Raw genomic sequence first — 24,226 nt, forward strand, 5'->3', positions numbered from 1 at the left:
GCATGCTCTGCGCATGACCCCTACCCCTACATGGGGCCTTGTCGCCACGATCAAGGCCCCCGCCCGCGACATCCTGAATTTCGCCGCCCATCACCTCGATCTGGGCGCTCATCGCCTGCATGTCTATCTCGACGCCGCCAATCCGCAGGCCGAGGCCGCGCTGCGCGCGCATCCGAAATGCCGGGTGATCCTGTGCGATGACGATTACTGGCAACGCCGCCGGCGCAAGGGGCGACCGGACAAGCACCAGCCGCGCCAGAGCCTCAACGCCACCCATTGCCTCAACAAGCGCCCACAGGTGGATTGGCTGGCGCATATCGACGTGGATGAATTCCTCTGGCCCGCCAGCCCCCTGCCCGCGCAACTGGCCGCCCTACCCGAGGACACGCTCAGCGCCCGCATCCGCCCGATCGAGGCGCTCGCCGCAGACCCCGCCGATCCTCCGGCGGCGGGTACGCACTGGTTCAAGTCCTGTGCACTGTTCCAGATGCCCCGCCGCGAGCAGACCAACGCCATCTACCCCACCTACGGCCCGCATCTCAACGGCGGCTTTCTCAGCCATGTGGCAGGCAAGGTATTCGTCCGCACCGGCCTGCCCGACATCAGCCTGCGCATCCACAACGCCTTTCGGGACAAGGTGATGGATGACGCACCCGCGGAATTGCCCGACACGCATCTCTGTCACCTCCACGCCCCCTCATGGGATGATTGGCAGGCCGCCTATCGCTTTCGCCTCGAACAGGGCTCGTACCGCGACAACCTCAAACCCGCGCCGCAGCCCGGCGGTGGCGGGCTCAACTTGCATGCCTTATTCCGGATGCTCGAAGACGAGGGCGGCGAGACGGCGCTGCGCCGCTTTTACGACGAGGTCTGCGTCGCCTCCCCTGCCCTGCGTGCGCGCCTCGCCGCGCATGGGGCCCTGCATTCCATTCCTCTCGCGCTCGATGAAAAACGTCAAAAGCACTTCGCCGATTTCGTCTGATTGTTTCGCGTTCATACACGATCTGCGGCCCCTCGGGCCATTGCCCTATCGCCTCGGAGGCATGTCATTGACCGCACCCGGCGCTTCAGGTAAGGGAGGCGCAGCGGGTCACCCATGTGGAGAACCACAGGCCCAGGAGGGGTCTGACCCGGCGACAGACGTACGGGCCAGGATTGTGTCCGTAAACCACGGATACGCATGACCAAATTTTCAGATCTGAATCTCAACCCCAAGGTCCTCAAGGCGATCGAGGAAGCGGGATATGAAACCCCGACCCCCATTCAGGCGGGGGCCATCCCCCCGGCCCTAGAGGGGCGCGACGTGCTGGGTATCGCGCAGACCGGCACCGGCAAGACCGCGGGCTTTACGCTGCCGATGCTGTCGCTGCTGTCGCGGGGACGTGCCCGCGCGCGCATGCCGCGCAGCCTCGTGCTCTGCCCGACGCGCGAATTGGCGGCGCAGGTGGCCGAGAATTTCGACACCTATTCCAGACACCTCAAACTGACCAAGGCCCTACTGATCGGCGGGGTCAGCTTCAAGGAGCAGGACAAGCTGATCGACAAGGGCGTCGATGTGCTGATCGCCACCCCGGGCCGGTTGCTCGACCATTTCGAGCGCGGCAAGCTTTTGCTCACCGGCGTGCAGATCATGGTGGTGGACGAGGCCGACAGAATGCTGGATATGGGATTCATCCCTGATATCGAACGGATTTTCAGCCTTACGCCCTTCACCCGGCAGACGCTGTTCTTCTCGGCCACAATGGCCCCCGAGATTGAGCGCATCACCAACACGTTCCTGTCAGCCCCCGCCCGGGTCGAGGTGGCCCGGCAGGCTACGGCGAGCGAGACCATCGAACAGGGCGTCGTGATGATCAAAGCCACCCGCCGTGACCGCGCCGATAGCGAGAAACGCGCCGTTCTGCGCGCGCTTGTCGACGGCGAGGGCGAGGCCTGCACCAATGCGATCGTGTTCTGCAACCGCAAGATCGACGTCGATGTTGTCGCCAAATCGCTCAAGAAATACGGCTATGACGCAGCCCCCATTCACGGCGATCTCGATCAGAGCCAGCGCACGCGCACGCTCGATCAGTTCCGCGCCGGGGACCTGAAGATTCTCGTGGCGTCGGACGTCGCCGCACGCGGCCTTGATGTGCCGGCCGTCAGTCACGTATTCAACTACGATGTGCCCAGCCATGCCGAGGATTACGTCCACCGCATCGGCCGCACTGGTCGTGCCGGGCGCTCGGGCAAGGCGATGATGATCTGCAATCCTCGCGATGAGAAGAACTTTGCCGCGATCGAGGCGCTTCTCCAGAAAGAAATCCCCCGGCTCGACAGCCCGGTGAAATCCGGGGGCAGCGACACGCCGGCCGAGGCAGAGGACAAGCCCGCCAAGCCGAGCCGAAGCCGCAGTCGCACTGTCAGCCGCAAGAAGGCCGACGCATCGCAGGAGGCCTCCGTCGAGGCGCAAGTCGAGACACCGAAGACGGAGCTTGAGCCCCAGGCAAAATCCCAGTCCAAATCCCAGGACAAGCCGCAAGACAGTTCCCAGGACCGTGGTGGCCACGAGCGCAGCAGCCATGGCCGCAGCAACAGCGGCTCTGGCCGCAGTGGCGGAGGCCGCGGCGGAGATCACGGCAACAAGGTGGTCGGCATGGGCGATCACATGCCCAGCTTCATCGCGCTCAGCTTCGAGGAGCGGCGCGCGGGCTAATGCCCCTGCCCGCCGCTGGCGTCAGCGCGCGATTACGATATCGGCGCAGAGCCCGCCCAGCCTCTCGCTTTCGGCCAGTCGCAGCGTCCCGCCATGCGCGCGCGCCACGTCGACCACGATCGACAGGCCCAGCCCCACGCCGGTGCCACGATTCTGGTTGCGTGCGGGCTCCAGCCGGGTGAAGGGCTTGATTGCCTCGCCACGGCTCTCGGGCGGGATGCCGGGACCGTCATCCTCCACCCGGATGCGCAGCAACCGCTCGGTCAGCGTCACCGACACCTCGGCGCGCGTGCCGTAACGCACCGCGTTGTTGATCAGGTTCTCCAGCGCCCGCCGGATGCCGGCCGCGCGCAAGCCCACCTCGCCCGTCCCGTCGGCTTCGACCAGCGTCACATCGACCCGCGCGCGGCGCATGTCCTCGACAACCTGCCGCACCAGCGTCACCGGATCGACCGGTTCCGCCTCGCCCTCCTGCGCGCCGCGCGCGAAGTCGAGAAAGCCGTCGAGCAACCGCTCCATGTCGGCCACGTCGCGCAGCATCGGTTCTGCCTCCTCCTCGTCGAGCATCGCAAGGCTCAGCCGCAGCCGGGTCAGCGGCGTGCGCAGATCGTGGCTGACCCCCGACAGCATCAGCGTGCGCTGCTCGATCTGCCGCTCGATCCGGGCGCGCATGTCGACAAAGGCGCTGCCCGCCGCGCGCACCTCGGTGGCCCCCTTGGGCTTGTAGGGCACATGCCGCCCGCGCCCGAACGCCTCGGCCGCCTCGGCCAGCCGCCGGATCGGCTGCACCTGCTTGCGCAGGTAGAGAAACGACACCACCGTCATCAACACGCCGAACACCGCCATGTTGACCAGCAATTGATGCGGCTGCCGCGCCGAGACGCGCCGCCGCTCGAACATCAGCACAAGGCCGCCACCGGGACGGTCGAAATACAGCTCCACGATATTGTTGTCGCGCAGCGCGACCCGGCGCAGATCCGGAAAATAGGCGCCAAATTCGCGGATCACGACGATGCCGGAGAAATCGTACCAACGCCGGAAATGCTGCTCAGGGAGTTCGGCAGGCTCTATCGGGCGCACGCTGATCCCGAGCGTGCGCGCCACCGAGCCATCCCCGTCCCGGTCCTGTTCCCGCAGTACCGCGCGGATCTCGCGCGCCACGGTTTCGGTCATCTGTTGGGTGACGCCCTCGAAATGCCGCTGGATGAAGACGATCGAGACCACCAGAAGCAGCGTGATCACCGGCAGCAGCAGGATCAGCGTGGCCCGGCCGAACAGGCCGCGCGGCATATAGGGTTTGAGCCAGCGTAAGGACATGGCTAAACCTATCCTTGGGCGGCAGCGGAAGAAAGAGCGATGCGAGCAAATCAGCAAGAGAGACCCAGTGTTGGGATACCGCAGCGGATCGGCGACGACCTGCGGTGCATTCTCGCGCCCAACCCGTCACCGATGACCTTCTGGGGCACCAATACCTATGTGCTCGGCCATCGACAGCTTGCGGTGATTGACCCCGGGCCCGATAACGAGGCCCATCTCGCGGCCATTCTGGACGCATTGGACCCGGGTCAGAGCATCAGCCATATCCTTGTCACCCATGCCCATCTCGATCATTCCCCGCTTGCCGCGCGATTATCGCGGGAAACCGGCGCGCCGGTGCTCGCTTTCGGCGACGCGCAGGCGGGGCGCAGCGCGACCATGCAGGCGCTTGCCGCGGGCGGCGATGTCGGCGGGGGTGAGGGCGTGGATGCGGATTTCACCCCCGATCTGCTACTCTGCGATGGTGAGCGGGTGACGGGCGACGGCTGGTCGCTCACCGCGCTCTGGACACCTGGGCATTTCGGAAATCATCTGTGTTTCGATACGGGGCGCGACCTCTTCAGCGGCGATCTGGTGATGGGCTGGGCGAGTTCGCTGGTCTCGCCGCCCGATGGCGATCTGACACAGTTCATGGCCTCTTGCGCCCGGCTGCGCTCCCGTGCGCCCGCACGCCTGCTGCCCGGCCATGGCGCGCCGGTCGCCGATCCCGTAGCGCGGCTTGACTGGCTGATCGCGCATCGCAAGGGGCGCGAGGTGGCCATCCTGAATGCGCTGGCCGACGGGCCGCAGACCGCCTGGGCATTGGCCACGCGGCTCTATACCGATACGCCGCACACGCTCCTGCCTGCTGCGGCGCGCAATGTCCTCGCCCACCTGATCGACCTGCATGGCCGAGCGTTGGTGACGGCAGAGGGCACGCTCCACCCTGCGACCCGGTTCAGGTTGTCACACATCCCCGGCCGGTCGGAGCCCGCGCAGAAATCGCCGATCCCGCCACTGTCGGGACCCATGGGCAGTTGATGGCGCAGTTCGGGCGCGATGCAGGCGATCGTGAATTGCCCCAAGCCGGTGATCGCCGAGGTGACGGGCGTGGCCGCGGCGGCGGGTTGTCAGCAGATTGCCACCGAATGGCTCTGGTCCTACAACAACGAGCATCCCAATGTGGGCAACGGCGGGATGACCCCGCACAGTAACTGAAGATGGCCGCGTAAATTCTACGACCAAGCCCACGCAAAAATGGGGAGATTACCATCCGTTATATTGGGATCGTGGGACGGCATAATGATAAGATCTGCACCAATCTTGTTGGCGTGGTTCAAGATCGTCCGCGCGGGGTTGCCCTCTAGCAAGACAAGCCCGAATGATCGTTCAACCCAGCAGTTTGCGCCGTGCTTCAAGCTTTCTCTCGGCTTCCGCCATAATTTTCCGGTTGGTCGCGTTCGACACAGAACTCTGCGCATAGCCTGGAAGATTGCGCCGCACATGCAGAACTGTGACCTTGCCGCCATGTGATTCTACGAAACGTTTGGCTGCCGACAACTGCCGAGCAGACACAAGTTCAATTGCCAGATCGATCGGCACCAGGATATTCTTGAACGTAGACTTTCTCCTTTTTCAGATTTTCGGACCGTTACACTCATGGTTTCGAAACACTAAGATGTCTGACCCAAGCCCGTTAATAAGCAGCCACAATGCCGTCCCCGCGCGGATCAACAGCTCCCTCAAAGACACCCGACGGATGCCTTACAATTGCCCCGGCATGTCCCATGATTTCATCAAACTGGCCGATGACCTCTGTGTCGTGACCCGCTGCAACAAGTGCGTCGATGACCTGAGGCGATAATCGGTTTTCGATCCTAAGGTTCATTTTTGCTTCACCCCATGTGCGCCCCAAAAGCCAACGCGGCGCGGTGACCGAATGCTGCAATTCCTGACCGTATGCAGAATATCTCGTAAAGACCATTGCCTGTGTCTGAGGTTGCCCCTCGCCACCCATCGTCCCGTAAACCATCGACCGACCGTCATCGAACACAGCAATGGGAGGTTGTATAGTGTGAAACGGTTTTCGGCCCGGTGCAATTGGATTACGGTCCGATGAATCCAGCGAAAACGTTGTGCCGCGGTTTTGCCAGGTAATGCCGGATTGAGGAAGAACGACGCCTGAACCAAACTCCCAGTAGAGGCTCTGAATAAAGCTGACGGACCGTCCTTCTCCGTCGATAGCGCCCAACCAGACTGTATCGCCTTTGTTGGTCGCATCGTCCCAAGGGGCGGCCTTTTGTGCGTCGATTTGCGCAGCCAGTTTATCAAGGTGACCTGGATCAAGTAGGTCCTGTGGCGCCTTGGTCATGTATTTCGGGTCCGTCACATGCGCATTGCGTGCGCGGAATGCCCGTTTGGTGGATTCAACCAACCCGTGCACAAACCCATAATCTTCTGACGTTTTGTGCTGCAACCGTTCATAAATTCCAAGGATCATCAAGGATGCGATCCCCTGCGTCGGCGGCGGCATATTATAGACGGTTGCACCAAAGGCCCGCACAGATAGCGGTTCAACCTGTCGCGCCCGGTGCGCCTTAAGGTCTTCAAGGCGGATGGGGCTGCCAGCCTGTTCAAGGTCTTCGCTGATGGCCCTTGCCAGATCGCCAGTGTAGAAATCATCCAGCCCCTTACTGGCGAGATGTTCCAACGTCGCCGCGATCTTTTTTTGAAGGAACAACTCCCCGACCTCGGGAACTTTTCCGTTGTGCAAATATGTATCGGCATAGCCTGAAACACCGTCGAATTCACTCAACTTAGATTTGGTGTTTTCGTGTTGGGTTCGAGAAGTGGGGACACCGTTGCGCGCATAGTAGATCGCATCTTCAAACAACCGAGACAGGGGCAGCTTGCCACCTTCGGCAGCAGCAAGTTTATGTGCAGCCGCCCAACCGGAAACCGCACCGGCAACCGTAATCGCCGCCAAAGGACCGCGTGACGGGATCCTGTCGAGGCCAAGATCGCAGTAAAAGTCTGCACTTGCATTGTTCCAGAGTCCACCACAGGCATCGATGCCAACCGGTTTACCGTCGCTACCGCGTATCAGCCAGAAGTTGTCACCTCCAAGCCCATTCATATGCGGATAGACAACGGAAATCGTGGCGGCTGATGCAATCATGGCTTCAATGGCATTTCCCCCATCGCGAAGGACACGCAACCCGGACTCTGATGCCAAATGATGCGGTGCGACGACCATTCCGCGTGTTGATCGTGGAGTCTGCAACATTTCTTTTCTCCAGTGTTCTTACCGCAATCCGGACAGTCTTGTTCGGTTTGGCGGTTTTTACGTTGGCGGTGTTAGTCAGGCGAACCCGGCGTCTGCCCGGGGTCACTCGTGTTTTACTTCGGGTTTACCAACCCAGATAACGCGGCAGCCACAGCGCGATGTCAGGGAAGTTGAAGATCATGACCACCGCGATAACCTGCAAAATCAAGAACGGCATAGCGCCTAGGTAAATGTCCCGTGTTGTCACTTCTGGAGGGGCAACCCCTTTAAGGAAGAATAACGACCATCCAACCGGCGGGCTGAGGAATGTTGTTTGCAGGGTCATACTGATCAGCATCGCCAACCAAACCATGTCCACGCCTGCATTCGCGAAGATGGGAACAAACAACGGCAGGACGATGTAGGAAATTTCAATCCATTCGAGGAAGAAACCCAGAACGAAAACCAGCAGCAGCATAAAGACCAAGTCTGCGGTTACCCCACCCGGGATTAATTCGAAAAGGGATGCCACAAGATGATCGCCCCCAAGCCCACGGAAAGACAACGAAAACACCTGCGAGGAGATCAGAATGAAGAATATCATGGCCGTAATCTTGAGCGTTTGATCCAATGTTCCGATCAGGGCTTCTTTGTCGAGACGGCCGCTTATTGCGACGATGAGCAATGCGCCCAGCGAACCCATTGACGCCGCTTCCGTCGGAGCAGCAACGCCCCCGATGATCGACCCCAGCACTGCGAGGATCAAACCGATAACCGGCACGACGACGCGGAAGAACTCTTTGAGCAGTTTCGACTTGGTCATGGCGTCACGTTCTTTGCTGGGAATGGGCGGAGCCCAGTCCGGCCGAAACGCGCCGATGCACAAGACGAAGGCAATATAAATGGCAGACAGTACCAATCCCGGGATCATGGCTGCGGCAAAAATTGTACCGACGGATACTGACAGGATATCCGCCAGAAGAATGAGAACCAAGCTTGGTGGAATGATTTGCCCCAATGTGCCGGAACTACAGATAATACCGCAGGACAGAGCCTTGTTGTAGTTGCGGCGCAGGAACACCGGCAGCGTCAGCAAGCCAAGCGTCACAACGGTTGCGCCAACAATTCCGGTCGATGCCCCCATAAGCACGCCAACAACGATGACCGAAACGCCCATTCCCCCGGGCAGCCGACCGAACATATGACCGGCAATATCAAGTAGGTCTTCGGCCAATCGCGATTTTTCGAGCATCACCCCCATGAAGACGAACAACGGTGCCGCCATCAGTGTGTAGTTTGTGACCACCCCAAAGAATCGCGCGGGCAACAGGTCAAACAGAAAGGATCCGAACCCAAGATATCCAAAGACAAACCCGGAAATCAGAAGCGATGTGGCGACCGGTACACCGACAAACAGCAGGCCCAGAAATCCACCGGCCATCAACAGAGCAAATGTTTCATTTTCCATTAAGAATTACTCCCGGTGATGCGCGTGAAATACAAAATGCTGTGCGCAGCGGCCTGAATCGCAAGTAATGTGAAGCCAAGAGGCACCATCGCCTTCAAAAGAAAGCGATGCGGCAATCCTCCGGGATCAGGAGACCCTTCCGATATGTCGTACGCCATTGATACAAAATTGAGCGAAAGCTTGACGGTGAGGACACAGAGAATGAACAAAGCAATTGAAGTAAACAGGTTGACAAAGTTCTGCGTTCGGGGGGCGAACTTGTCATACAGCAAGTCGACCCGAACATGCCCGTGGTGGCGCATCGTGTAGGCACATCCGATCATCGCCACGGGTGCCAAAATGTGCCACTCCAATTCCTGCATGGAAACGGGGCCAATCGAAAAGAAGTACCGCAGCACGACGTTTGCAGAAACCAGCAATACCAAGGCAAGCACGAGAAACATCGCGATCCTGCCGGACATCTCTACAATCCATTCTAATCCGCGGCCGAGGCGGCCAAGTGCGTCGGTGCCATAGGCGTTTGACGGGTTTATGTCGTCCGGATCATCCATTTGCTATCCTCAAGATGGGCGTTCATGCAACAGACTGGACCCGGCCGGCAACCATCCAAAGCTGGCGCAGCCGGATCCGGTAGGACCTACAAAATATTCCTGTAGTAGTTCCCTTCGCTTATTCCGGCCCAGCCTTCCCACTTCTTCTTGAAGTCGAAGAAGGCGTCGTGAACCTTCTTGACCGTTGGGTCGGCCGCAGCTTTTTCTTCGAGGACATCGAAAGTGATCTCGCGCATCCTGCTAACGATGTCATCGGGAAGTACATGCTGCTGCACACCCTCGTTGGTGACCAGATCTTCCAGGGCTTCGGCGTTGACGGCTTCGGACCAGGAATAGCTTTCCAATGTCGTTGCCTGTGCTGCAGCCCGAACAATCGCTTTCAAATCATCAGGCAGGCCTTCCCAGGCCTTTGCGTTGATCAGCAGTTCACCTGTGTTCTGCGGTTCGTGCCAGCCGGTGGTGTAATAGTGGCTGGCCGCGTTGTGCAAACCCATGCGGCGGTCTTGATAGGGGCCAACAAACTCTGCCGCATCAATGACGCCGCGCTCCAAAGCCGGGAAGATTTCCCCGCCGGGCAGCAGCTTTACGTTGACGCCAAGCTCGGCATAAACCCTGCCCGCCAGACCGGGGATACGCATTTTCAGACCCTTGTAGTCTTCAACGCTTGTAATCGGGTCGCGATACCAACCCGTCATCTGAATGCCGGTGTTGTTCAACGGCATGGCGATCATGCCAAAGTCTTTATAGAGCTCGTTCCACAGATCAATTCCACCTCCGTGATACAACCACGCATTCTGCCCGGCAAAGTTCAGGCCGAACGGAACGGTTGTGAAATACTGGGCTGCAAAGCTTCTGCCCGCCCAGAAGTACGAATTGGCGGCGTTCATCTGGATTGTGCCGCTGCGCACCGCGTCGAATCCTTCCAGCGCCGGGATCAGCTCCCCCGCGGCGAAATGCTGAATCTCCATCCTTCCGCCAGACATATCCGATACGCGCTGCGCAAAATCGGCAGGACTACCGGGTCCTGCGGAATAGAAAGGCGCGCCCGGTCCGTACGCGTTTGTCATGCGCCAACGGACTTTGTCCTGAGCTCGTACAACTGACGGCGTGCTTACAGCGGCGGCAACACTGCCGACCAGGCCAGCTCTAAGTAGATTGCGTCGTTTCATTATGTAGTCCTCCCAAGAGTCTAGCTCAAACGCACCCGTAAGAGCTTAGTATTTTTAGGCCAATAAAAAATTGGAATCAAATATTTGATTCTATTTCAGATCTTTCAATCCATCAGATAATTGTTTTTACGCATAAAAAAGATTAGTGGGAATTTTAAAATTGACTTTTTATTTGTCTTATTATACCAATTTATTAATGGTACATTTCAACAGATAGAGCCCAAATGAAGAGAACTGAAGATGCTGAGACAGCACTGTGTCACATGATAGAGGCGATGGCTCCGGGTGAGCGCCTTCCGTCCGAACGTTCGCTCTGCGAAGACCTGAAAATCAGCCGCGGAACGCTTCGCGTGTTCCTTGAACGGCTGGAAGCAAGAAAGAAGGTCTGGCGCCATGTGGGGCGCGGCACATTTGCGGGCAGTCGCCCTTTGGAAACCAATCCGGGTCTTTCAGTGGTGGCGGATACAACCAGCCCACACGAGTTGTTGGAAATGCGGCTCATTTTCGAACCAAAAGTCGCACAACTGGCAGCCCTGCGGGCAAGCCGACAACAGATTTCCCAAATGTGGTACTGCGCAAAGAAAACAGGAATTGTGACGGACTCAAAGGCCTACGAGCTTTGGGATGCAACGTTGCACCGTACTATCGCGGAGGCCGCGCACAACAAACTGCTGCTTGATGTGTTTGACGCGATCAACGATGTCCGCAACAACACCGATTGGGGGCGCCTGCGTGACATGGTTGTCAGCACACCTGCCAGACAGCGTCAGTGGTGGATGCAGCACGAAGATCTCGTCGACGCAATCGCCGCTCGAAATGAAAGCAGAGCCGAAGAAGCAATGAGAAAGCACATTGAATCGGTTCAACTAATGATCCAGGGGGCCGCCAGAAACCAGCTGTCGCTTATGCCGGAATGACTGGCACAAGGCTGGGCTTTCATTCACGGAGGCCTTGCTTGGGCCCTGTCGCAAATTTTGGAAAATTGCGGATTCGTGCGTGGCCCTGTACACAGTTATCCAGCGAGCGCCGTGAAACGCTGGAATGCGGTTTGGCCCGTCGCTTCGAATTGTCGCTTGTGGATCATGTGCGCGACTTCGATGCCTTCCAGTGTTGCAGAGGCTGAATTGAAGGATTTGAAGCCCTTCATTTGTCGCGTCAGTTCTTTTGATGAACCGATGATCCTGCTTGATGATGTTGTTTAAAGCACTTCGGCAAAAACCTAAATCAGGGGATTTCTACGCTCTGCTGGGGAAGTGTCCCCGGAGATGGTGTAGGACACACCCTAAAATTGAGCATCACTTGCTGCGAACAAAAATCGCCCCTCTCCTTCGAAGGGAGCGATTGACCTTTTGCTGCATGCGACGGAAAGGTGCTGTTGGCGGTTGTTTGCCAAACTTTGAGATCGGTGCTGACATGATCAATCCTCCCAAACAGGATGAATCACAGATCAGCAGCTATGGGAATCCCTCGCGATTCAGCTTTTCAGTCGGATGCTTTAAAACAAGAATTATGGCTTGATTGAACTGGCGGTCCCAGCAGGATTCGAACCTGCGACCTCACGCTTCGGAGGCGTGCACTCTATCCAGCTGAGCTATGGGACCGCTGTGCGAGGCTTCTATCTTGTCCGGAAACTAGGTGCAATAAGAGAGTTTTAGGACTGTTTTGCAGAAAATTCGATTATAGGTCGTTTTTATCTATTAAAATCAGATTATTAAAAATAGGCCTCTGCCTTCGGAGGGCAGCGCTCTATCCAGCTGAGCTATGGGTCCACATGCGCGCGGTATTGCGGGGCCGACACGGCCCCGCAATCTTAAAATCAGGCGAAAAGATCGTGCGCCAGGTCCAGCGCGTCGATCAGCGCATCGACCTCGGCACGGGTGTTGTACATCGCAAAGGACGCGCGGCAGGTGGCGGTCACCCCGAGATGGTCCATCAGCGGCCCGGCACAGTGATGGCCCGCGCGCACCGCCACCCCTTTCTTGTCGAGAATGGTCGAGATGTCATGCGCATGCGCGGCACCGTCCATGGTGAACGAGAAAATCGCCGCCTTGTCGGGCGTAGTGCCCTGCACGCTCAGCCAGTTGAGACCCGCGAGACGTTCCCGCGCGTAGTGGCACAGATCATCCTCGTGCCGCGCGATATCCTCCATGCCGACGCCCATCATGTAGTCCAGCGCGACGCCCAGCCCGATGGTCTGAACGATGCCCGGCGTGCCGGCCTCGAATTTCATCGGCGGATCGTTATAGCTGACATGATCCTTGCTGACCTCGCGGATCATGTCGCCGCCGCCCATGAAGGGACGCATCTCGGCGAGGCGTTCTTTCTTCACGAAGATCGCGCCAGAGCCCGAGGGACCATAGAGCTTGTGCCCGGTGATGGCGTAGAAATCGCAGCCCAGATCGTCGAGGTTGACCGGCATATGCACCGCCGCCTGAGAGCCGTCGACCAGCACCGGCACGCCCCGTTCGCGCGCCGCATCGCAAATCGCCTTCACATCAACTTTGGTCCCCAATACATTGGAAAGGTGGGTAATTGCGATCATCTTGGTCTTGGGCGTGATGGCGTCGATGATCTTTTGCGGGTCGAGATACCCGCGCGAATCCACATCGACCCATTTCAGCGCAACACCTTGCCGCTCGCGCAGGAAATGCCAGGGCACGATATTGGCGTGATGCTCCATCACCGACAGCAATATCTCGTCGCCCGCCCCCATCCGGGGCATGGCCCAGCCATAGGCGACCATGTTGATCCCCTCGGTGGTGCCGGAATTGAGCACGATCTGATCCTCATCCGCCACCCCGAGGAACCGCGCGATTGTGCCACGCACGCCCTCGTATTTCTCGGTGGCAAGGTTGCTCAGGTAATGTAGCCCGCGATGCACGTTGGCATATTCATGGGCATAGGCCGTGGTGATCGCGTCGATCACCACTTGCGGCTTTTGCGCCGAAGCCCCGTTATCGAGATAAACCAAGGGCTTGCCGTTCACTTCTCGTGCGAGAATCGGGAAATCGGCGCGGATTTTTTCGACATTGAGCATCTCAGCCCCCTCTCATCACGACGACACCGACAAGGCTGAAAAACGCGCTCAGCCCGATCGCCATCGCCACGAGCGACAATAGGATCACCCCCGCCGCCTTGAACATGCTGCCGAAGCGATGTGCGGCATCGACAAAGCCTATCAGTATGTAAATGCCCCAGACCGCCGCGACCATCACCACAAGCGCACCCAGTACGGGCGCCACGTCTGCCAGAATCAACACCGCGAGTTGCACCATAAGCCGCAACACCTGCAACCATGTCAGCAGGACGAGGATATCGTTCATCGACGCGGGCGCACCGCCCAGACCCTGCCCCACGTAATGGAGTGTGATCACCGTGATCGCCAGGGCCCCGAACAGGAAAACCGCAAACAGAATCGGCGAATGGAAGGCCGGTGGCATCAACGCGGCCGACGGATCGCTCGGCGGGCTCAGTTGCAGCGACAGCGAATAGACAATGGCATTGAGGATCGACATCAGCGCAAGGGCTGTCCACAACCACTGCCCCGGCAATTGCATCCCGATCAGCGCGCGCGCGGCCTCGCGCGGCTGGAACAGCGTCTGCCGCACCAGATCCTTGACGTGATCGCTTGTCATGCGCTGCTCCATTCCGCCTCTCGCAGTCCGGATAGCCAGAACCAGACGAAAACACCACACCAGATCAGCCCGACGCCCTGCAAACCGGGCCCGGGGCCGATGAACCCGGCCACCAGACCATGCAGCAGGATCAGCGGGCTTGCCGCCAGAAAGGCCCAAAACAGCGCCAACCGCGCGCCATAACCCGTACCTCGCCCGCCCATCAGCCGCGCGATCCCGTGGCTGATCAGCGCGATCGCATAGAGCAGCAGCGGTGCGATGAAGATCCACGCCATCAGAGCCCCGCCCAGAAGCGGGTTGAGATCCTGCCCGGTCAGATGCGCCTCGCGCGCCAGGCGCGGCCATTGCGCGACGAACACAACGACGCAGGCGGCGACCAGCATCACCAGCGCGCGATCCTCGCGCGTGCCCATCTCCAGCAGGCGCCGCACCACCCGGCGCGGCCCGCAGTAGGTAGCGACAATGTCGCGCGTGACCGGCATCAGCTGCGCCGCCGCTCCAGCCAGCTCGCAAGCCGCGTATTGATCTCGTCGCGCAGGCCCTCGTCCTCGATCTCCTCGACCGCTTCGGCGAGGAAGGACAGCGTCAGAAGGTCGGTGGCAATCGGTTTAGGAATTCCGCGCGCGCGCAAGTAGTAAAGCGCATCCTCGTCGATCGCGCCCGAGGTGGAGCCATGCGAGCAGGCCACATCATCGGCGTAGATTTCCAGTTCCGGCTTGGCCAGAAACTCGCTGTCCTCGTCAAGCAGAAGCGACTGGCTGATCTGGTAGCCGTCGGTCTTCTGCGCACCGGGTTTCACCAGAATCTTGCCCTGAAACACGCCCACAGCACCGTTGCGCAGCACTTTCTTGAAAACCTGCCGACTCTCACAGCGCTCCGCGTCATGGGTGACAAACACCGTGTCATCCTGATGGAAATCGCCGTCGCCCATGGCCGCGCCGGCGACATGCGCGATGGCGTCGTCACCGGTCAGCTCGATCACGCATTCGTTGCGCGTCATCACGCCATTGGCGGTCATGGTAAAGGATTTGAACACGCTCTGCGCGCCCAGCCGGGCAAAGACATGCGTCGCCGCGCGCCGCTCATGGTCGCGGCCTTGGGTGCGCAGGTGGTGAAAGGTCGCGCCATCGCCGACCTCGACCTCCATCACCTTGTTAAAGCGCGCCGCCGCCGGGCCGTCCTCCAGAACGGTCAGCTCCGCGCCCGGATCAAGCTTCACCAAGTGATGCAACATCGCATCGGAAGAGTCTGATTTATGGACATAAATCAGGTTGATCGGCTTGGCGGCCCTGCCCGTGACATGGATCAACATCCCGTCGCTTGCCAGCGCAGTGTTCAGCGCGGCGAGCGTGCGCGGCACCGGGGTCTGCCCGCGTTCCTCAAGCACGCCGTAAAGGTCGCGCGCCCAGTGAATGTCACGCTGCCCGGCCTCGCTCAGCCGCTCGACCCGCACGGCCTCCAGCGCCAGCTCGTCGCTCGCCTGCGGGTCGAACACGCCATCGACAAAGACGAGGCGGAGCCTGTCAACATCGCCGAACATCTCCGGCTCGTCCGAGTCGTCATACAACGCGGCCTGCGGCACGGCGGGCGCGGTCAGGCTGTCGGGGCGGGTGAACTTCCAATACTCGTGCCGCCGCTCGGGCAGGCCCAACGCCCGGACCCGCGCCAGCGCACCCTCACGCGCGGCGGTGATCCAGCCTGCGCCCTCGGGCAGGTGCACCCCCGCCAGACGGGCCTCGGTCACGGTCTCCTTCGCCTGCGCGACCGCCATCACGCCACCTCCGATTTCAGGTCTTCATAACCGTTCTTCTCGACTTCGAGCGCCAGTTCCGGCCCGCCCGTCTTGATGATCCGGCCCTCGGACATGATATGCACTACGTCCGGCTTGATGTGATCCAACAGGCGCTGATAGTGGGTGATCACCAGAAACCCACGCCCGTCCTGCCGCAGCGCGTTCACACCGTCGGCCACCAGCTTCATCGCATCCACATCAAGGCCCGAATCGGTCTCGTCGAGAATGCACATCTTGGGGGCCAGCATCGCCATTTGCAGGATCTCGTTGCGCTTTTTCTCGCCGCCGGAAAAGCCTACATTGACCGGTCGCTTGAGCATGTCGGCGTCGATCTTGAGCGTCTTGGCTTTCTCGCGCACCTCCTTGAGGAAATCTGCGGCGCTCATTTCCTCTTCGCCGCGCGCTTTGCGCTGCGCGTTCACCGCCGTGCGCAGAAAGGTCAAGTTGCCCACACCGGGGATCTCAACTGGATATTGGAACGCCAGAAAGAGCCCCTGCGCCGCGCGCTCTTCGGGTTCCAGATCGAGCAGATCCACACCGTCCAGCGTGGCTGAGCCTTGGGTAACCTTGTAACCGTCGCGCCCCGACAACACGTAGCTCAGCGTCGACTTGCCAGAGCCGTTCGGCCCCATGATCGCATGCACCTTGCCGGCCTCGACGGTCAGGTCGACACCTTTCAGGATGGTCTTGTCCTCGTCTTCAAGATCGACGTGCAGATTCTTGATTTCCAACATTTTATTATGTCCTTCCTAGTGTCCTCGCAGCGTCATGGCCGCTGCATCATCTCAATCGTCGTCAACAGAATCTCGGGCCGCAGCAGCGTCGGCACCACCACGGTTGACCCGCCAGAACCGTATTCGAGGACCACCTCCGCCCCGGCACAGGCCTCGCGCAGATGCGCCGCCTTCGCCTCGGGCAGGGTCAATCCGGGCCGGATGATCGCCTCCACGTGGCCCATGTCAGTGCCGCGCATCCGCGCGCGCCCGGTCAATCATCCGCACCATCGCCACGGTCAGCACACTCCAGCACAGGAACAGGCCCAGCCCGATGCCAAGTTCGACCGTCTCGGCCCGCCCTGCGGCGATCATCCCGTTCTCCACGCATTCCGCAACGATCTCGTCATGGCCGAGCGCCAACAGGAAGATCGTGAAATGCCCGAGGATCAACAGCCCAAGCCGCCGCCCCTCCTGCCGCAATCGCGGCGGAAACCGCGTCAGCCACGCGATGGCAAGCCGCTGCGGCCCCTTGATAGTGCCCTGCCCGGCCATCAGCCGACCGACCCCTCAAGCGAGATCGCCACCAATTGCTGCGCCTCCATGGCGAACTCCATCGGCAGTGCCTGCAACACATCCTTGCAAAAGCCGTTGACGACGAGGGCAACCGCCTCTTCCTCGTCCATCCCGCGCGAGCGGCAATAGAACATCTGATCGTCATCGACCTTGGAGGTCGTCGCCTCATGCTCCACGCGAGAGGAGTTGTTCTTGACCTCGATATAGGGCACCGTATGCGCCCCGCATTTGTCGCCGATCAGCAGGCTGTCGCATTGCGTGTAGTTGCGGCTGTTCTTGGCCTTGGGATGCATCGAGACTAGCCCGCGATAGGTGTTCTGTGCCACCCCGGCGCTGATCCCCTTCGACACGATCCGCGACCGGGTGTTCTTGCCCAGATGTATCATCTTGGTGCCGGTATCGGCCTGCTGATGGTTATTGGCGATGGCGATGGAATAGAACTCGCCCTGGCTCTCGTCGCCGCGCAGGATGCAACTGGGGTATTTCCACGTCACCGCCGATCCGGTCTCGACCTGTGTCCACATCACCTTGGCCCGGTCGCCCCGACAATCGGCGCGCTTGGTGACGAAATTGTAGATCCCGCCCTTGCCGTTCTCGTCGCCCGGATACCAGTTCTGCACCGTGGAATATTTCACCTCGGCATCTTCCTCGACGATGATCTCGACCACGGCGGCATGCAATTGACTCTCGTCGCGCTGCGGCGCGGTGCAGCCTTCGAGGTAGCTTACATACGACCCCTTGTCGGCAATGATCAGCGTCCGCTCGAACTGCCCGGTGTTTTCGGCATTGATTCGGAAATAGGTGCTCAACTCCATCGGGCAGCGCACGCCCGGCGGAATATACACGAAGGACCCGTCCGAAAAGACCGCCGAATTCAGCGTCGCATAGAAATTGTCACTGACCGGCACGACGCTCCCGAGATACTTCTTCACCAGTTCGGGATGCTCCTTGATCGCCTCTGAGATCGAGCAGAAGATCACCCCCGCCTTGCGCAATTCGGCCTGAAAGGTGGTGCCGACGCTGACACTGTCAAACACCGCATCGACGGCCACCTTGCGGCCCTCGGCGGGCGCGTCCTCGGCCCCCTCGACCCCGGCAAGGATCATCTGTTCCTTCAGCGGAATGCCCAGCTTGGCATAGGTCTCCAGCAGCTTGGGGTCGACATCGTCAAGCGATTTGGGCTTCTCGGCCATGCTCTTGGGGCGCGCATAGTAATACTGCGCCTGAAAGTCGATCCTGGGGTAATCGACCATCGCCCAGTCGGGTTCTTTCTTCTCCAGCCAGCGCCGATAGGCCGCCAGCCGCCACTCGGTCATCCATTCCGGCTCTTCGTTCTTGGACGAAATCAGCCGCACGATGTCCTCATTCAGGCCAAGCGGAGCGTAATCCATCTCGATATCGGTGTTCCAGCCGTGCTTGTAGGCGCCGCCCACCTGCCGCACCGCATCGACCGTTTCCTGATCAACGCCTTCCTTGACCTGGGTCTCGTCCAAAGCATCCATCGGCTTTCTCCCTTCCTCTCAGGCCATGCGAGCCCGATGTTTTTTCCAGCGCGTCAGCCAGCTTTCGGCAAAGCGCATGATCTCGTCTTCCGTCACATCCGGCCCCAGAGAGACACGGATCGCGCAGCTGGCATGGGCGTCGTCATATCCCATGGCGCGCAACACCCGACTCGCCCTGACCTTGCCGCTCGAACAGGCACTGCCTGCCGAAATCGCAAAGCCTGCAAGGTCCATTGCCATGACCTGCGTCTCGCCCTTCCAGCCCGGCGTGATGAAACAACTGGTGTTGGGCAGGCGCGACGCTGCTTTCCCGACAAAAATAGTCTCATTCGCGGTCGCTGCAATAGTTGATTCTAGAATGTTTCTAAGTTTTTCGACCCGGCCCCAGACCCCCGCCGCCAGATCGCATGCGGCGGCCTCGGCCGCCGCACCGAACCCGGCGATGCCGATGACGTTCTCGGTGCCCGCGCGGCGGCCCATCTCCTGCCCGCCGCCCTTGATCTGCGCCGCAAGATCGGTGCCGCGCCGAATGATCAGCGCGCCCACACCCTTGGGCCCGCCCAGCTTATGCGCCGACACCAGCGCCATCTCCGCGCCCGACCAGTTGAAGGCCACCGGCAGCTTGCCAAAGCCCTGCGTCACGTCGCTGACGGCCAGACCCTCGGGCAGGTCCTGCACAACGCCGGTCTCGGAATTGGCCAGTTGCAGCACCGAATGCGCGGGGTCCACCACCGTGACGCGTCCCGCCGCGTCTACCGCCAGATCCTCGCTCACCCAGGCCCCGACCGCATCATGCTCGATCATCGCACCGCTCAGACCGCGCCCGGCACAGGCCAATGCGGCACCTTCCGTCGCCCCAGAGGTAAAGATCACATCCGCGCCTTCAGCCCCAAACGCGGCCGCCACCTGCGCGCGGGCGCGCTCCACCAGACCCTTGGCGGCGCGTCCCTCGGCATGCACGCTCGACGGGTTGCCCAGCAGGTCCATCGCGGCAATCATCGCCGCCCGCGCCTCCGTGCGCAGCGGGGCCGTCGCATTGTAATCGAGGTAAACCCTGTCCATGGCTGCCGTTTCTTTATGGATCCAATACTCCGGGGGCGTGGGGGCTGGCCCCCACCTGTCGCCCGGTCTCAGTCCTCGTCCACCACCGAGAAAAGATGCGGCACCGCCGGGCACGGGGCCAGCGAATTGCCCGCCACATCGCTCAGCCGTGTCTGGTGCAGGAACACATAGACCTGCGCGCTCAACCCTTCCCACAGCCGGTTTGCCATGGATTGCGCGCGCGACCCGCTCGCCCCGCCCGAGGCACCGGCACCTTTATGCAGCGCATCGACCGTCTCATCGACCGCCGCCAGCACATCGGCCACCCGGATTTCCGTCGCGGGTCGTGCCAGCCGGTAGCCACCGCCAGGGCCGCGCACCGAGGTCACCAGTTCCGCGCGCCGCAGCTTGACGAAAAGCTGTTCGAGATAGGGCAACGAGATATCCTGCCGTCGCGACACCTCGCCCAGGGTGACCACTTCGCCGACGGGCTGCAGCGCGATATCGACCAGCGCCACCATCGCGTAACGCCCCTTGGTGCTGAGTTTCATGGGCCTCTCCCCTCGCGAACAGATTGACCTTGCGCGACGCAGGGCTTATCTCGCTCTGAGCCAGTCTGGCACTGACCGTAATTTAGAAACGTTCTAAGGTGGCTAAGCGAATTCGTCAAGATTTTCGCCAACCCCCGCAACAAGGACAAAAGGGACCCTATGCCCGAGGTAATCTTTCCCGGCCCCGAAGGCCGTCTCGAAGGCCGCTACCATCCGCAAGCCGACAAGGACGCACCGATCGCGATCGTGCTGCACCCGCATCCGCAATTCGGCGGCACGATGAACAACAAGGTCGTCTACAACCTGCATTACGCCTTCTACAACATGGGCTTTACGGTGCTGCGCTTCAACTTTCGCGGCGTCGGGCGGTCCCAGGGCGAATACGATCAGGGCGTGGGCGAGCTTTCCGATGCCGCCTCGGCGCTGGATTACCTGCAATCGATGAACAACAATTCCAAGCATTGCTGGGTCGCGGGCTTTTCGTTTGGCGCGTGGATCGGCATGCAGCTTCTGATGCGCCGCCCCGAGATCACCGGCTTCATCTCGGTCTCGCCCCCCGCCAACATGTATGATTTCAGCTTTCTCGCCCCCTGCCCTGCCTCGGGTCTGATCATCAACGGCAGCAGTGACCGCGTGGCCCCTCCGGCGGATACCACGTCGCTGGTTGGCAAACTGCACGAGCAGCAGGGCATCACCATCACCCATGAAGAGGTCGAGGGTGCCGACCATTTCTTCAAGGAACCGTATATGGACGGCATGATCGACACGGTCTCGACCTATGTCAAACGCCGCCTGACCGAAACGACGCGCTGAGGGCTTGCACCGATGGGTATCACCGAGGACCTCGCGGATGAGCTGGCCCGCGACGTGATCAAGGCGATCGAGGCCACCGGCAACGAAGATCTCGTCTCCGATATTCAACAGGTGCTCGGGGCCACCTCGCAGACCGCCGAAGAGGCGTTCCTTGCAGCCGTCCGCGTGCGCCGCGCCAATATCAAGGCGCGCGCGGTGTTGATGACCAAGCTCAAGAAGTTCAAGGCCGAGAAAGAGGCGGCCGCCGGCAAGGCCGACGGCTGAACGGTCGAGCGTCGCGATTTTTTGGCCTTGAGCGGTCGTTGGACTGAGCCGCGCATCGTCGTGCCGCGGTGTGGCGATCCAACGTCCGCTTTGTAGCGCTTTATCTCAGCCAAACCCGAAAAGCATCAGAGCGCAGAGCAGGTTGTAGCCAAATCGCCGCGCCGGGGGGCGGCACGGCGATGCGCGGCGGCCTTACGGCCTTGATTCCGCGCAGAGGCATAAGGGCCAACGGCAGCTTCAGGTCAAACACACCCCCCGTGTCCGCCTCTCACGCCCTGAGCCGCCCCCCCTCCGGATCGAACGGCGGCGCGTGCAGGATACGCGCGCGGTGTGGCTGGCCCAGCACCATCACCTCCACCGCATCACCGGGGCCGGCATCGCCCTTCACATATCCAAGCGCCAGGCTCATCCCCACGCCATAGCCGTAAGCCCCGGACGTCACGCGCCCCACCCCCACGCCATCCTTGAAGATCGGCTCGCCGCCCGTCGCATCGGCGTTCGAGGCACTCACATCCTCCTCGTCCAGCGCCAGCAGCACCAGCCGCTCGCGCGGCGCCTCACCGATCACCCGCTCCAGCGCCTGCTTGTTCAGGAAATCCTTGTCCATCTTGCACAGCCCCGCCAGCCCGGCCTCCTGCGGCCAGTATTCGGGGCTGTATTCGCGCGACCATGATCCATAGCCCTTCTCGATCCGCAGGCTCATCAGCGCGCGGCTGCCGACCGGCCCGGCACCCATTTCGCGCCCCGCCTCGATCAACGCGGAGTAGAGCCGCGTCTGATCCTCGGCCGCACAATGCAACTCCCAGCCCAGATCGCCGGTGAAACTCACCCGCAGCGCCACGCACGTCACCCCCGCGATCTCGATCTGTTGACTTGCCATGAACGCAAAATCCTCCGTGGCCAGCGACGCATTGGTCAGTCGCTGCAACATCTCGCGCGAGCGTGGCCCCGCCACGTTGAAGCCGCAAACCGCCTCGGTCAGGCTCTCGAACACGGTCCCTTCCGGCAGTGGCACGGCATCGAAGAACCGCTTGTGATAACGCTCCGCCATGCCCGAGGAGATCACCAGGAACTCCTCTTCGCCCAACCGCGTCACCGTCGCATCCCCGGCAATCCCGCCGCGCACGCCAATCAGCGGCGTCAGGCACGACCGGCCCACAGCTTTCGGCATCCGGTTGGCGAAAACGGCGTTGAGCCAATCCTCCGCCCCCGGCCCCTTGACCCGATACTTGGCGAAATTCGAGATGTCGATGATGCCCGCCCGCTCGCGCAGCATGCGGGCCTCGGCGCCCACCGGCCCCCACCAGTTCTGCCGGGTGAAACCGTTGGTATCGACCACCCCCGGCTCATCGGCGAACCACAAAGGATGCTCCCAGCCATAGTTGAGGCCAAAGACCGCACCCATGTCCTTCTGCATCCCGTAGGCGGGCCGCATCCGCAAGGGCCGCCCCACCGCGCGCTCTTCATTTGGGTAATGGATGGCAAAGCGATGCGCGTATTGATCGCGCACCTTCGCCTTGACGAACGCCCGGTCATTGGCCCACAGCCCGAACCGCGCGATATCCCAGGCGAACATGTCGTATTTCATCTCGCCATGCACCAGCCATTCCGCCACCATCCAGCCCATGCCCGCCGATTGGCTGAATCCGGGAATAATCCCGTTACAGCAGAAATAACCCTTCAACTCCGGCACCGGCCCAAGGATCACATTGGCATCGGGCGACCAGATCATCGGGCCGTTGATGACCCGCTTGATGCCTGCCTCGCCCACCACCGGAACCCGGTCGATGGCGCGCATCATGTTCTCCTCGATCCGCTCCAGATCGTCGGGAAAGAGGTCATGCGCGAAATCGAGCGGCGTGCCATCTTCCGCCCAGAACCGCATGTCACGCTCATAGGCCCCGATCAGCAGGCCCTTACCCTCCTGCCGCAGGTAATACTCCCCATCCCGGTCCGCGACCGAGGGCAGCCGCCGGTCCATCCCGGCGATTTCCGCGATCGTCTCGGTCACGAAATACTGGTGTTCGGTCGGCTGCAAGGGCAGGTCGATCCCAGCCAGCTTCGCCACCTCACGGCCCCAGAGGCCCGCTGCATTGATCACCCAAGGGGTGTGAATATTGCCCTTGGGCGTCTCGACGATCCATGTCCCGTCGGGTTGCGGCACTGTCGCCATAACCGGGGTGAAGCGATGGATCTCCGCCCCCCGCTGCCGCGCCCCTACCGCATAGGCATTGGTCACGCCCGAAGGATCAACATTGCCGCCATCGGGCTCATACATGATGCAGCGGATGCCGTCGAATTCAACCAACGGGTGCAGCCGCTCGGCCTCGTCCCGGGAAATCTCGTGGAAATTCATTCCGTAAAGCTTGGCCTTCGCGGCCTGCAACCGCAACTGATGCGCCCGGTTCTCGGTCTGCGCCAGATAGAGTGACCCCGGCTGAAATACCCCGCAGCTTTGCCCGGTCTCCTCCTCCAGCGCGTTATACAAATTCATCGTGTAATGCTGCAGGCGGCTGATATTGGCGCTGTCATGCAACCCATGAATATTGGCCGCTGCATGCCATGTGCTGCCGCTCGTCAACTCGTCGCGTTCCAGCAGGACGACATCGCTCCAACCCAGCTTGGCCAAGTGATAGAGGATCGAACATCCGATAACGCCGCCGCCGATCACGACAGCCTGTGCATGGGTCTTCATGGGGTGCCCTTCATTTTTTTCTCGCCCTCCACCCTGAAGCGCGCAGTCTTAGCGCGATTGCCCGTTTCCGACACGTTCTGTCGCGGTGATACACGGCCCCGCTGTTTCTTTACGGCTCAAGTACTCCGGGGAGTTTGAGGGGCAGCGCCCCTCATCCCGACAAATGCAGCGCGGCGCAGCCGCCCTGCATCGAAAGACAC

The 24,226-nt window shown here is 60.8% G+C and carries 24 protein-coding genes, 1 tRNA gene and 2 pseudogenes; 7 read left to right on the forward strand and 20 right to left on the reverse strand.

Translation table 11 applies throughout. The features are described from left to right. Positions 1-13: 13 nt before the first annotated feature. Both BHD06_RS10525 and BHD06_RS10530 read left to right on the forward strand, forming a co-directional pair. Complete coding sequence (locus tag BHD06_RS10525) at positions 14-982, forward strand: glycosyltransferase family 2 protein (protein ID WP_080456971.1); 969 nt, start codon at positions 14-16, stop codon at positions 980-982. Between the two features lie 198 nt (positions 983-1,180). Continuing rightward, positions 1,181-2,695 carry a DEAD/DEAH box helicase gene (locus tag BHD06_RS10530; RefSeq protein ID WP_080456973.1) on the forward strand — a complete coding sequence of 505 codons (1,515 nt, stop codon included), beginning with the start codon at positions 1,181-1,183 and terminating at the stop codon, positions 2,693-2,695. 21 nt (positions 2,696-2,716) lie between these two features. On the opposite strand, the gene BHD06_RS10535 is transcribed toward BHD06_RS10530, so the two are convergent. Beyond that, a complete protein-coding gene (locus tag BHD06_RS10535; protein ID WP_080456975.1) occupies positions 2,717-4,012 on the reverse strand; it encodes an ATP-binding protein in 1,296 nt (431 codons plus the stop codon). A 39-nt stretch (positions 4,013-4,051) separates the two neighbouring features. Between BHD06_RS10535 and BHD06_RS10540 the strand changes: the two genes are divergently transcribed. Then, positions 4,052-5,032 carry an MBL fold metallo-hydrolase gene (locus tag BHD06_RS10540; protein ID WP_080456976.1) on the forward strand — a complete coding sequence of 327 codons (981 nt, stop codon included), beginning with the start codon at positions 4,052-4,054 and terminating at the stop codon, positions 5,030-5,032. 9 nt (positions 5,033-5,041) lie between these two features. Further along, positions 5,042-5,137, forward strand: a pseudogene (locus BHD06_RS22985) (enoyl-CoA hydratase); the annotation flags it as partial. 89 nt (positions 5,138-5,226) lie between these two features. On the opposite strand, the gene BHD06_RS24725 reads toward BHD06_RS22985, so the two are convergent. From BHD06_RS24725 to BHD06_RS10565, 6 genes are all read right to left on the reverse strand, one after another. Further along, positions 5,227-5,472, reverse strand: coding sequence for a universal stress protein (locus BHD06_RS24725; protein ID WP_376764848.1), 246 nt, complete (start codon positions 5,470-5,472; stop codon positions 5,227-5,229). Beyond that, complete coding sequence (locus BHD06_RS23730; RefSeq protein ID WP_176214331.1) at positions 5,381-5,593, reverse strand: hypothetical protein; 213 nt, start codon at positions 5,591-5,593, stop codon at positions 5,381-5,383. The genes BHD06_RS24725 and BHD06_RS23730 overlap by 92 nt, the downstream gene beginning before the upstream one ends. Positions 5,594-5,687: 94 nt before the next feature. After that, positions 5,688-7,277, reverse strand: coding sequence for a gamma-glutamyltransferase family protein (locus BHD06_RS10550; protein ID WP_080456979.1), 1,590 nt, complete (start codon positions 7,275-7,277; stop codon positions 5,688-5,690). Positions 7,278-7,401: 124 nt separating this feature from the next. Beyond that, the gene (locus tag BHD06_RS10555; RefSeq protein ID WP_139784695.1) at positions 7,402-8,724 is read right to left on the reverse strand and encodes a TRAP transporter large permease subunit; all 1,323 of its coding nucleotides are present in this window, start codon (positions 8,722-8,724) and stop codon (positions 7,402-7,404) included. Then, positions 8,724-9,275: a TRAP transporter small permease subunit gene (locus BHD06_RS10560; RefSeq protein WP_080456981.1), complete on the reverse strand. Its 552-nt coding sequence runs from the start codon at positions 9,273-9,275 to the stop codon at positions 8,724-8,726. Before BHD06_RS10560 ends, BHD06_RS10555 begins: the two co-directional genes overlap by 1 nt. A gap of 86 nt (positions 9,276-9,361) precedes the next feature. Further along, the gene (locus BHD06_RS10565; RefSeq protein WP_080456982.1) at positions 9,362-10,444 is read right to left on the reverse strand and encodes a TRAP transporter substrate-binding protein; all 1,083 of its coding nucleotides are present in this window, start codon (positions 10,442-10,444) and stop codon (positions 9,362-9,364) included. A gap of 224 nt (positions 10,445-10,668) precedes the next feature. Between BHD06_RS10565 and BHD06_RS10570 the strand changes: the two genes are divergently transcribed. Next, positions 10,669-11,361, forward strand: a complete 693-nt coding sequence (locus BHD06_RS10570; RefSeq protein WP_080456983.1) for a FadR/GntR family transcriptional regulator — start codon at positions 10,669-10,671, stop codon at positions 11,359-11,361. Positions 11,362-11,456: 95 nt separating this feature from the next. Here the strand turns inward: BHD06_RS10570 and BHD06_RS10575 are convergent. The 12 genes and pseudogenes from BHD06_RS10575 to BHD06_RS10630 form a co-directional block, all read right to left on the reverse strand. Then, positions 11,457-11,646, reverse strand: a pseudogene (locus BHD06_RS10575) (DDE-type integrase/transposase/recombinase); the annotation flags it as partial. Between the two features lie 322 nt (positions 11,647-11,968). Next, positions 11,969-12,045: transfer RNA gene (locus BHD06_RS10580), tRNA-Arg, on the reverse strand. Positions 12,046-12,260: 215 nt separating this feature from the next. Next, complete coding sequence (locus BHD06_RS10585) at positions 12,261-13,481, reverse strand: cysteine desulfurase (protein ID WP_080456985.1); 1,221 nt, start codon at positions 13,479-13,481, stop codon at positions 12,261-12,263. Between the two features lies 1 nt (position 13,482). Continuing rightward, positions 13,483-14,079, reverse strand: a complete 597-nt coding sequence (locus BHD06_RS10590) for a Yip1 family protein (RefSeq protein ID WP_254892384.1) — start codon at positions 14,077-14,079, stop codon at positions 13,483-13,485. Beyond that, positions 14,076-14,561: a YIP1 family protein gene (locus tag BHD06_RS10595; protein WP_080456987.1), complete on the reverse strand. Its 486-nt coding sequence runs from the start codon at positions 14,559-14,561 to the stop codon at positions 14,076-14,078. Before BHD06_RS10595 ends, BHD06_RS10590 begins: the two co-directional genes overlap by 4 nt. Then, complete coding sequence (gene sufD, locus BHD06_RS10600) at positions 14,561-15,850, reverse strand: Fe-S cluster assembly protein SufD (protein WP_080456988.1); 1,290 nt, start codon at positions 15,848-15,850, stop codon at positions 14,561-14,563. The genes BHD06_RS10595 and sufD overlap by 1 nt, the downstream gene beginning before the upstream one ends. After that, positions 15,850-16,605: a Fe-S cluster assembly ATPase SufC gene (sufC, locus tag BHD06_RS10605; RefSeq protein ID WP_080456989.1), complete on the reverse strand. Its 756-nt coding sequence runs from the start codon at positions 16,603-16,605 to the stop codon at positions 15,850-15,852. The genes sufD and sufC overlap by 1 nt, the downstream gene beginning before the upstream one ends. Positions 16,606-16,637: 32 nt before the next feature. Beyond that, on the reverse strand, positions 16,638-16,844 hold the full coding sequence (locus BHD06_RS10610) for a hypothetical protein (RefSeq protein ID WP_080456990.1): 207 nt from the start codon (positions 16,842-16,844) through the stop codon (positions 16,638-16,640). Further along, complete coding sequence (locus BHD06_RS10615) at positions 16,831-17,139, reverse strand: hypothetical protein (RefSeq protein ID WP_080456991.1); 309 nt, start codon at positions 17,137-17,139, stop codon at positions 16,831-16,833. Before BHD06_RS10615 ends, BHD06_RS10610 begins: the two co-directional genes overlap by 14 nt. Continuing rightward, positions 17,139-18,662 carry a Fe-S cluster assembly protein SufB gene (gene sufB, locus BHD06_RS10620; protein ID WP_080456993.1) on the reverse strand — a complete coding sequence of 508 codons (1,524 nt, stop codon included), beginning with the start codon at positions 18,660-18,662 and terminating at the stop codon, positions 17,139-17,141. The genes BHD06_RS10615 and sufB overlap by 1 nt, the downstream gene beginning before the upstream one ends. 18 nt (positions 18,663-18,680) lie before the next feature. Next, positions 18,681-19,724, reverse strand: a complete 1,044-nt coding sequence (locus BHD06_RS10625; protein ID WP_080456995.1) for a cysteine desulfurase family protein — start codon at positions 19,722-19,724, stop codon at positions 18,681-18,683. Positions 19,725-19,792: 68 nt separating this feature from the next. Then, complete coding sequence (locus BHD06_RS10630; RefSeq protein ID WP_080456996.1) at positions 19,793-20,254, reverse strand: Rrf2 family transcriptional regulator; 462 nt, start codon at positions 20,252-20,254, stop codon at positions 19,793-19,795. Positions 20,255-20,413: 159 nt separating this feature from the next. On the opposite strand from BHD06_RS10630, the gene BHD06_RS10635 reads away from it, so the two are divergent. Together BHD06_RS10635 and BHD06_RS10640 are read left to right on the forward strand one after the other, a co-directional pair. Then, positions 20,414-21,067, forward strand: coding sequence for an alpha/beta hydrolase (locus tag BHD06_RS10635; RefSeq protein WP_080456997.1), 654 nt, complete (start codon positions 20,414-20,416; stop codon positions 21,065-21,067). Between the two features lie 12 nt (positions 21,068-21,079). Then, positions 21,080-21,331, forward strand: coding sequence for a hypothetical protein (locus tag BHD06_RS10640; protein ID WP_080456998.1), 252 nt, complete (start codon positions 21,080-21,082; stop codon positions 21,329-21,331). A 268-nt stretch (positions 21,332-21,599) separates the two neighbouring features. On the opposite strand, the gene BHD06_RS10645 is transcribed toward BHD06_RS10640, so the two are convergent. Continuing rightward, positions 21,600-24,026, reverse strand: coding sequence for an FAD-dependent oxidoreductase (locus BHD06_RS10645; protein WP_080456999.1), 2,427 nt, complete (start codon positions 24,024-24,026; stop codon positions 21,600-21,602). Positions 24,027-24,226 lie beyond the last annotated feature (200 nt).

The organism is Roseovarius sp. A-2 (genome assembly GCF_002072155.1).
Taxonomy (GTDB): domain Bacteria; phylum Pseudomonadota; class Alphaproteobacteria; order Rhodobacterales; family Rhodobacteraceae; genus Roseovarius.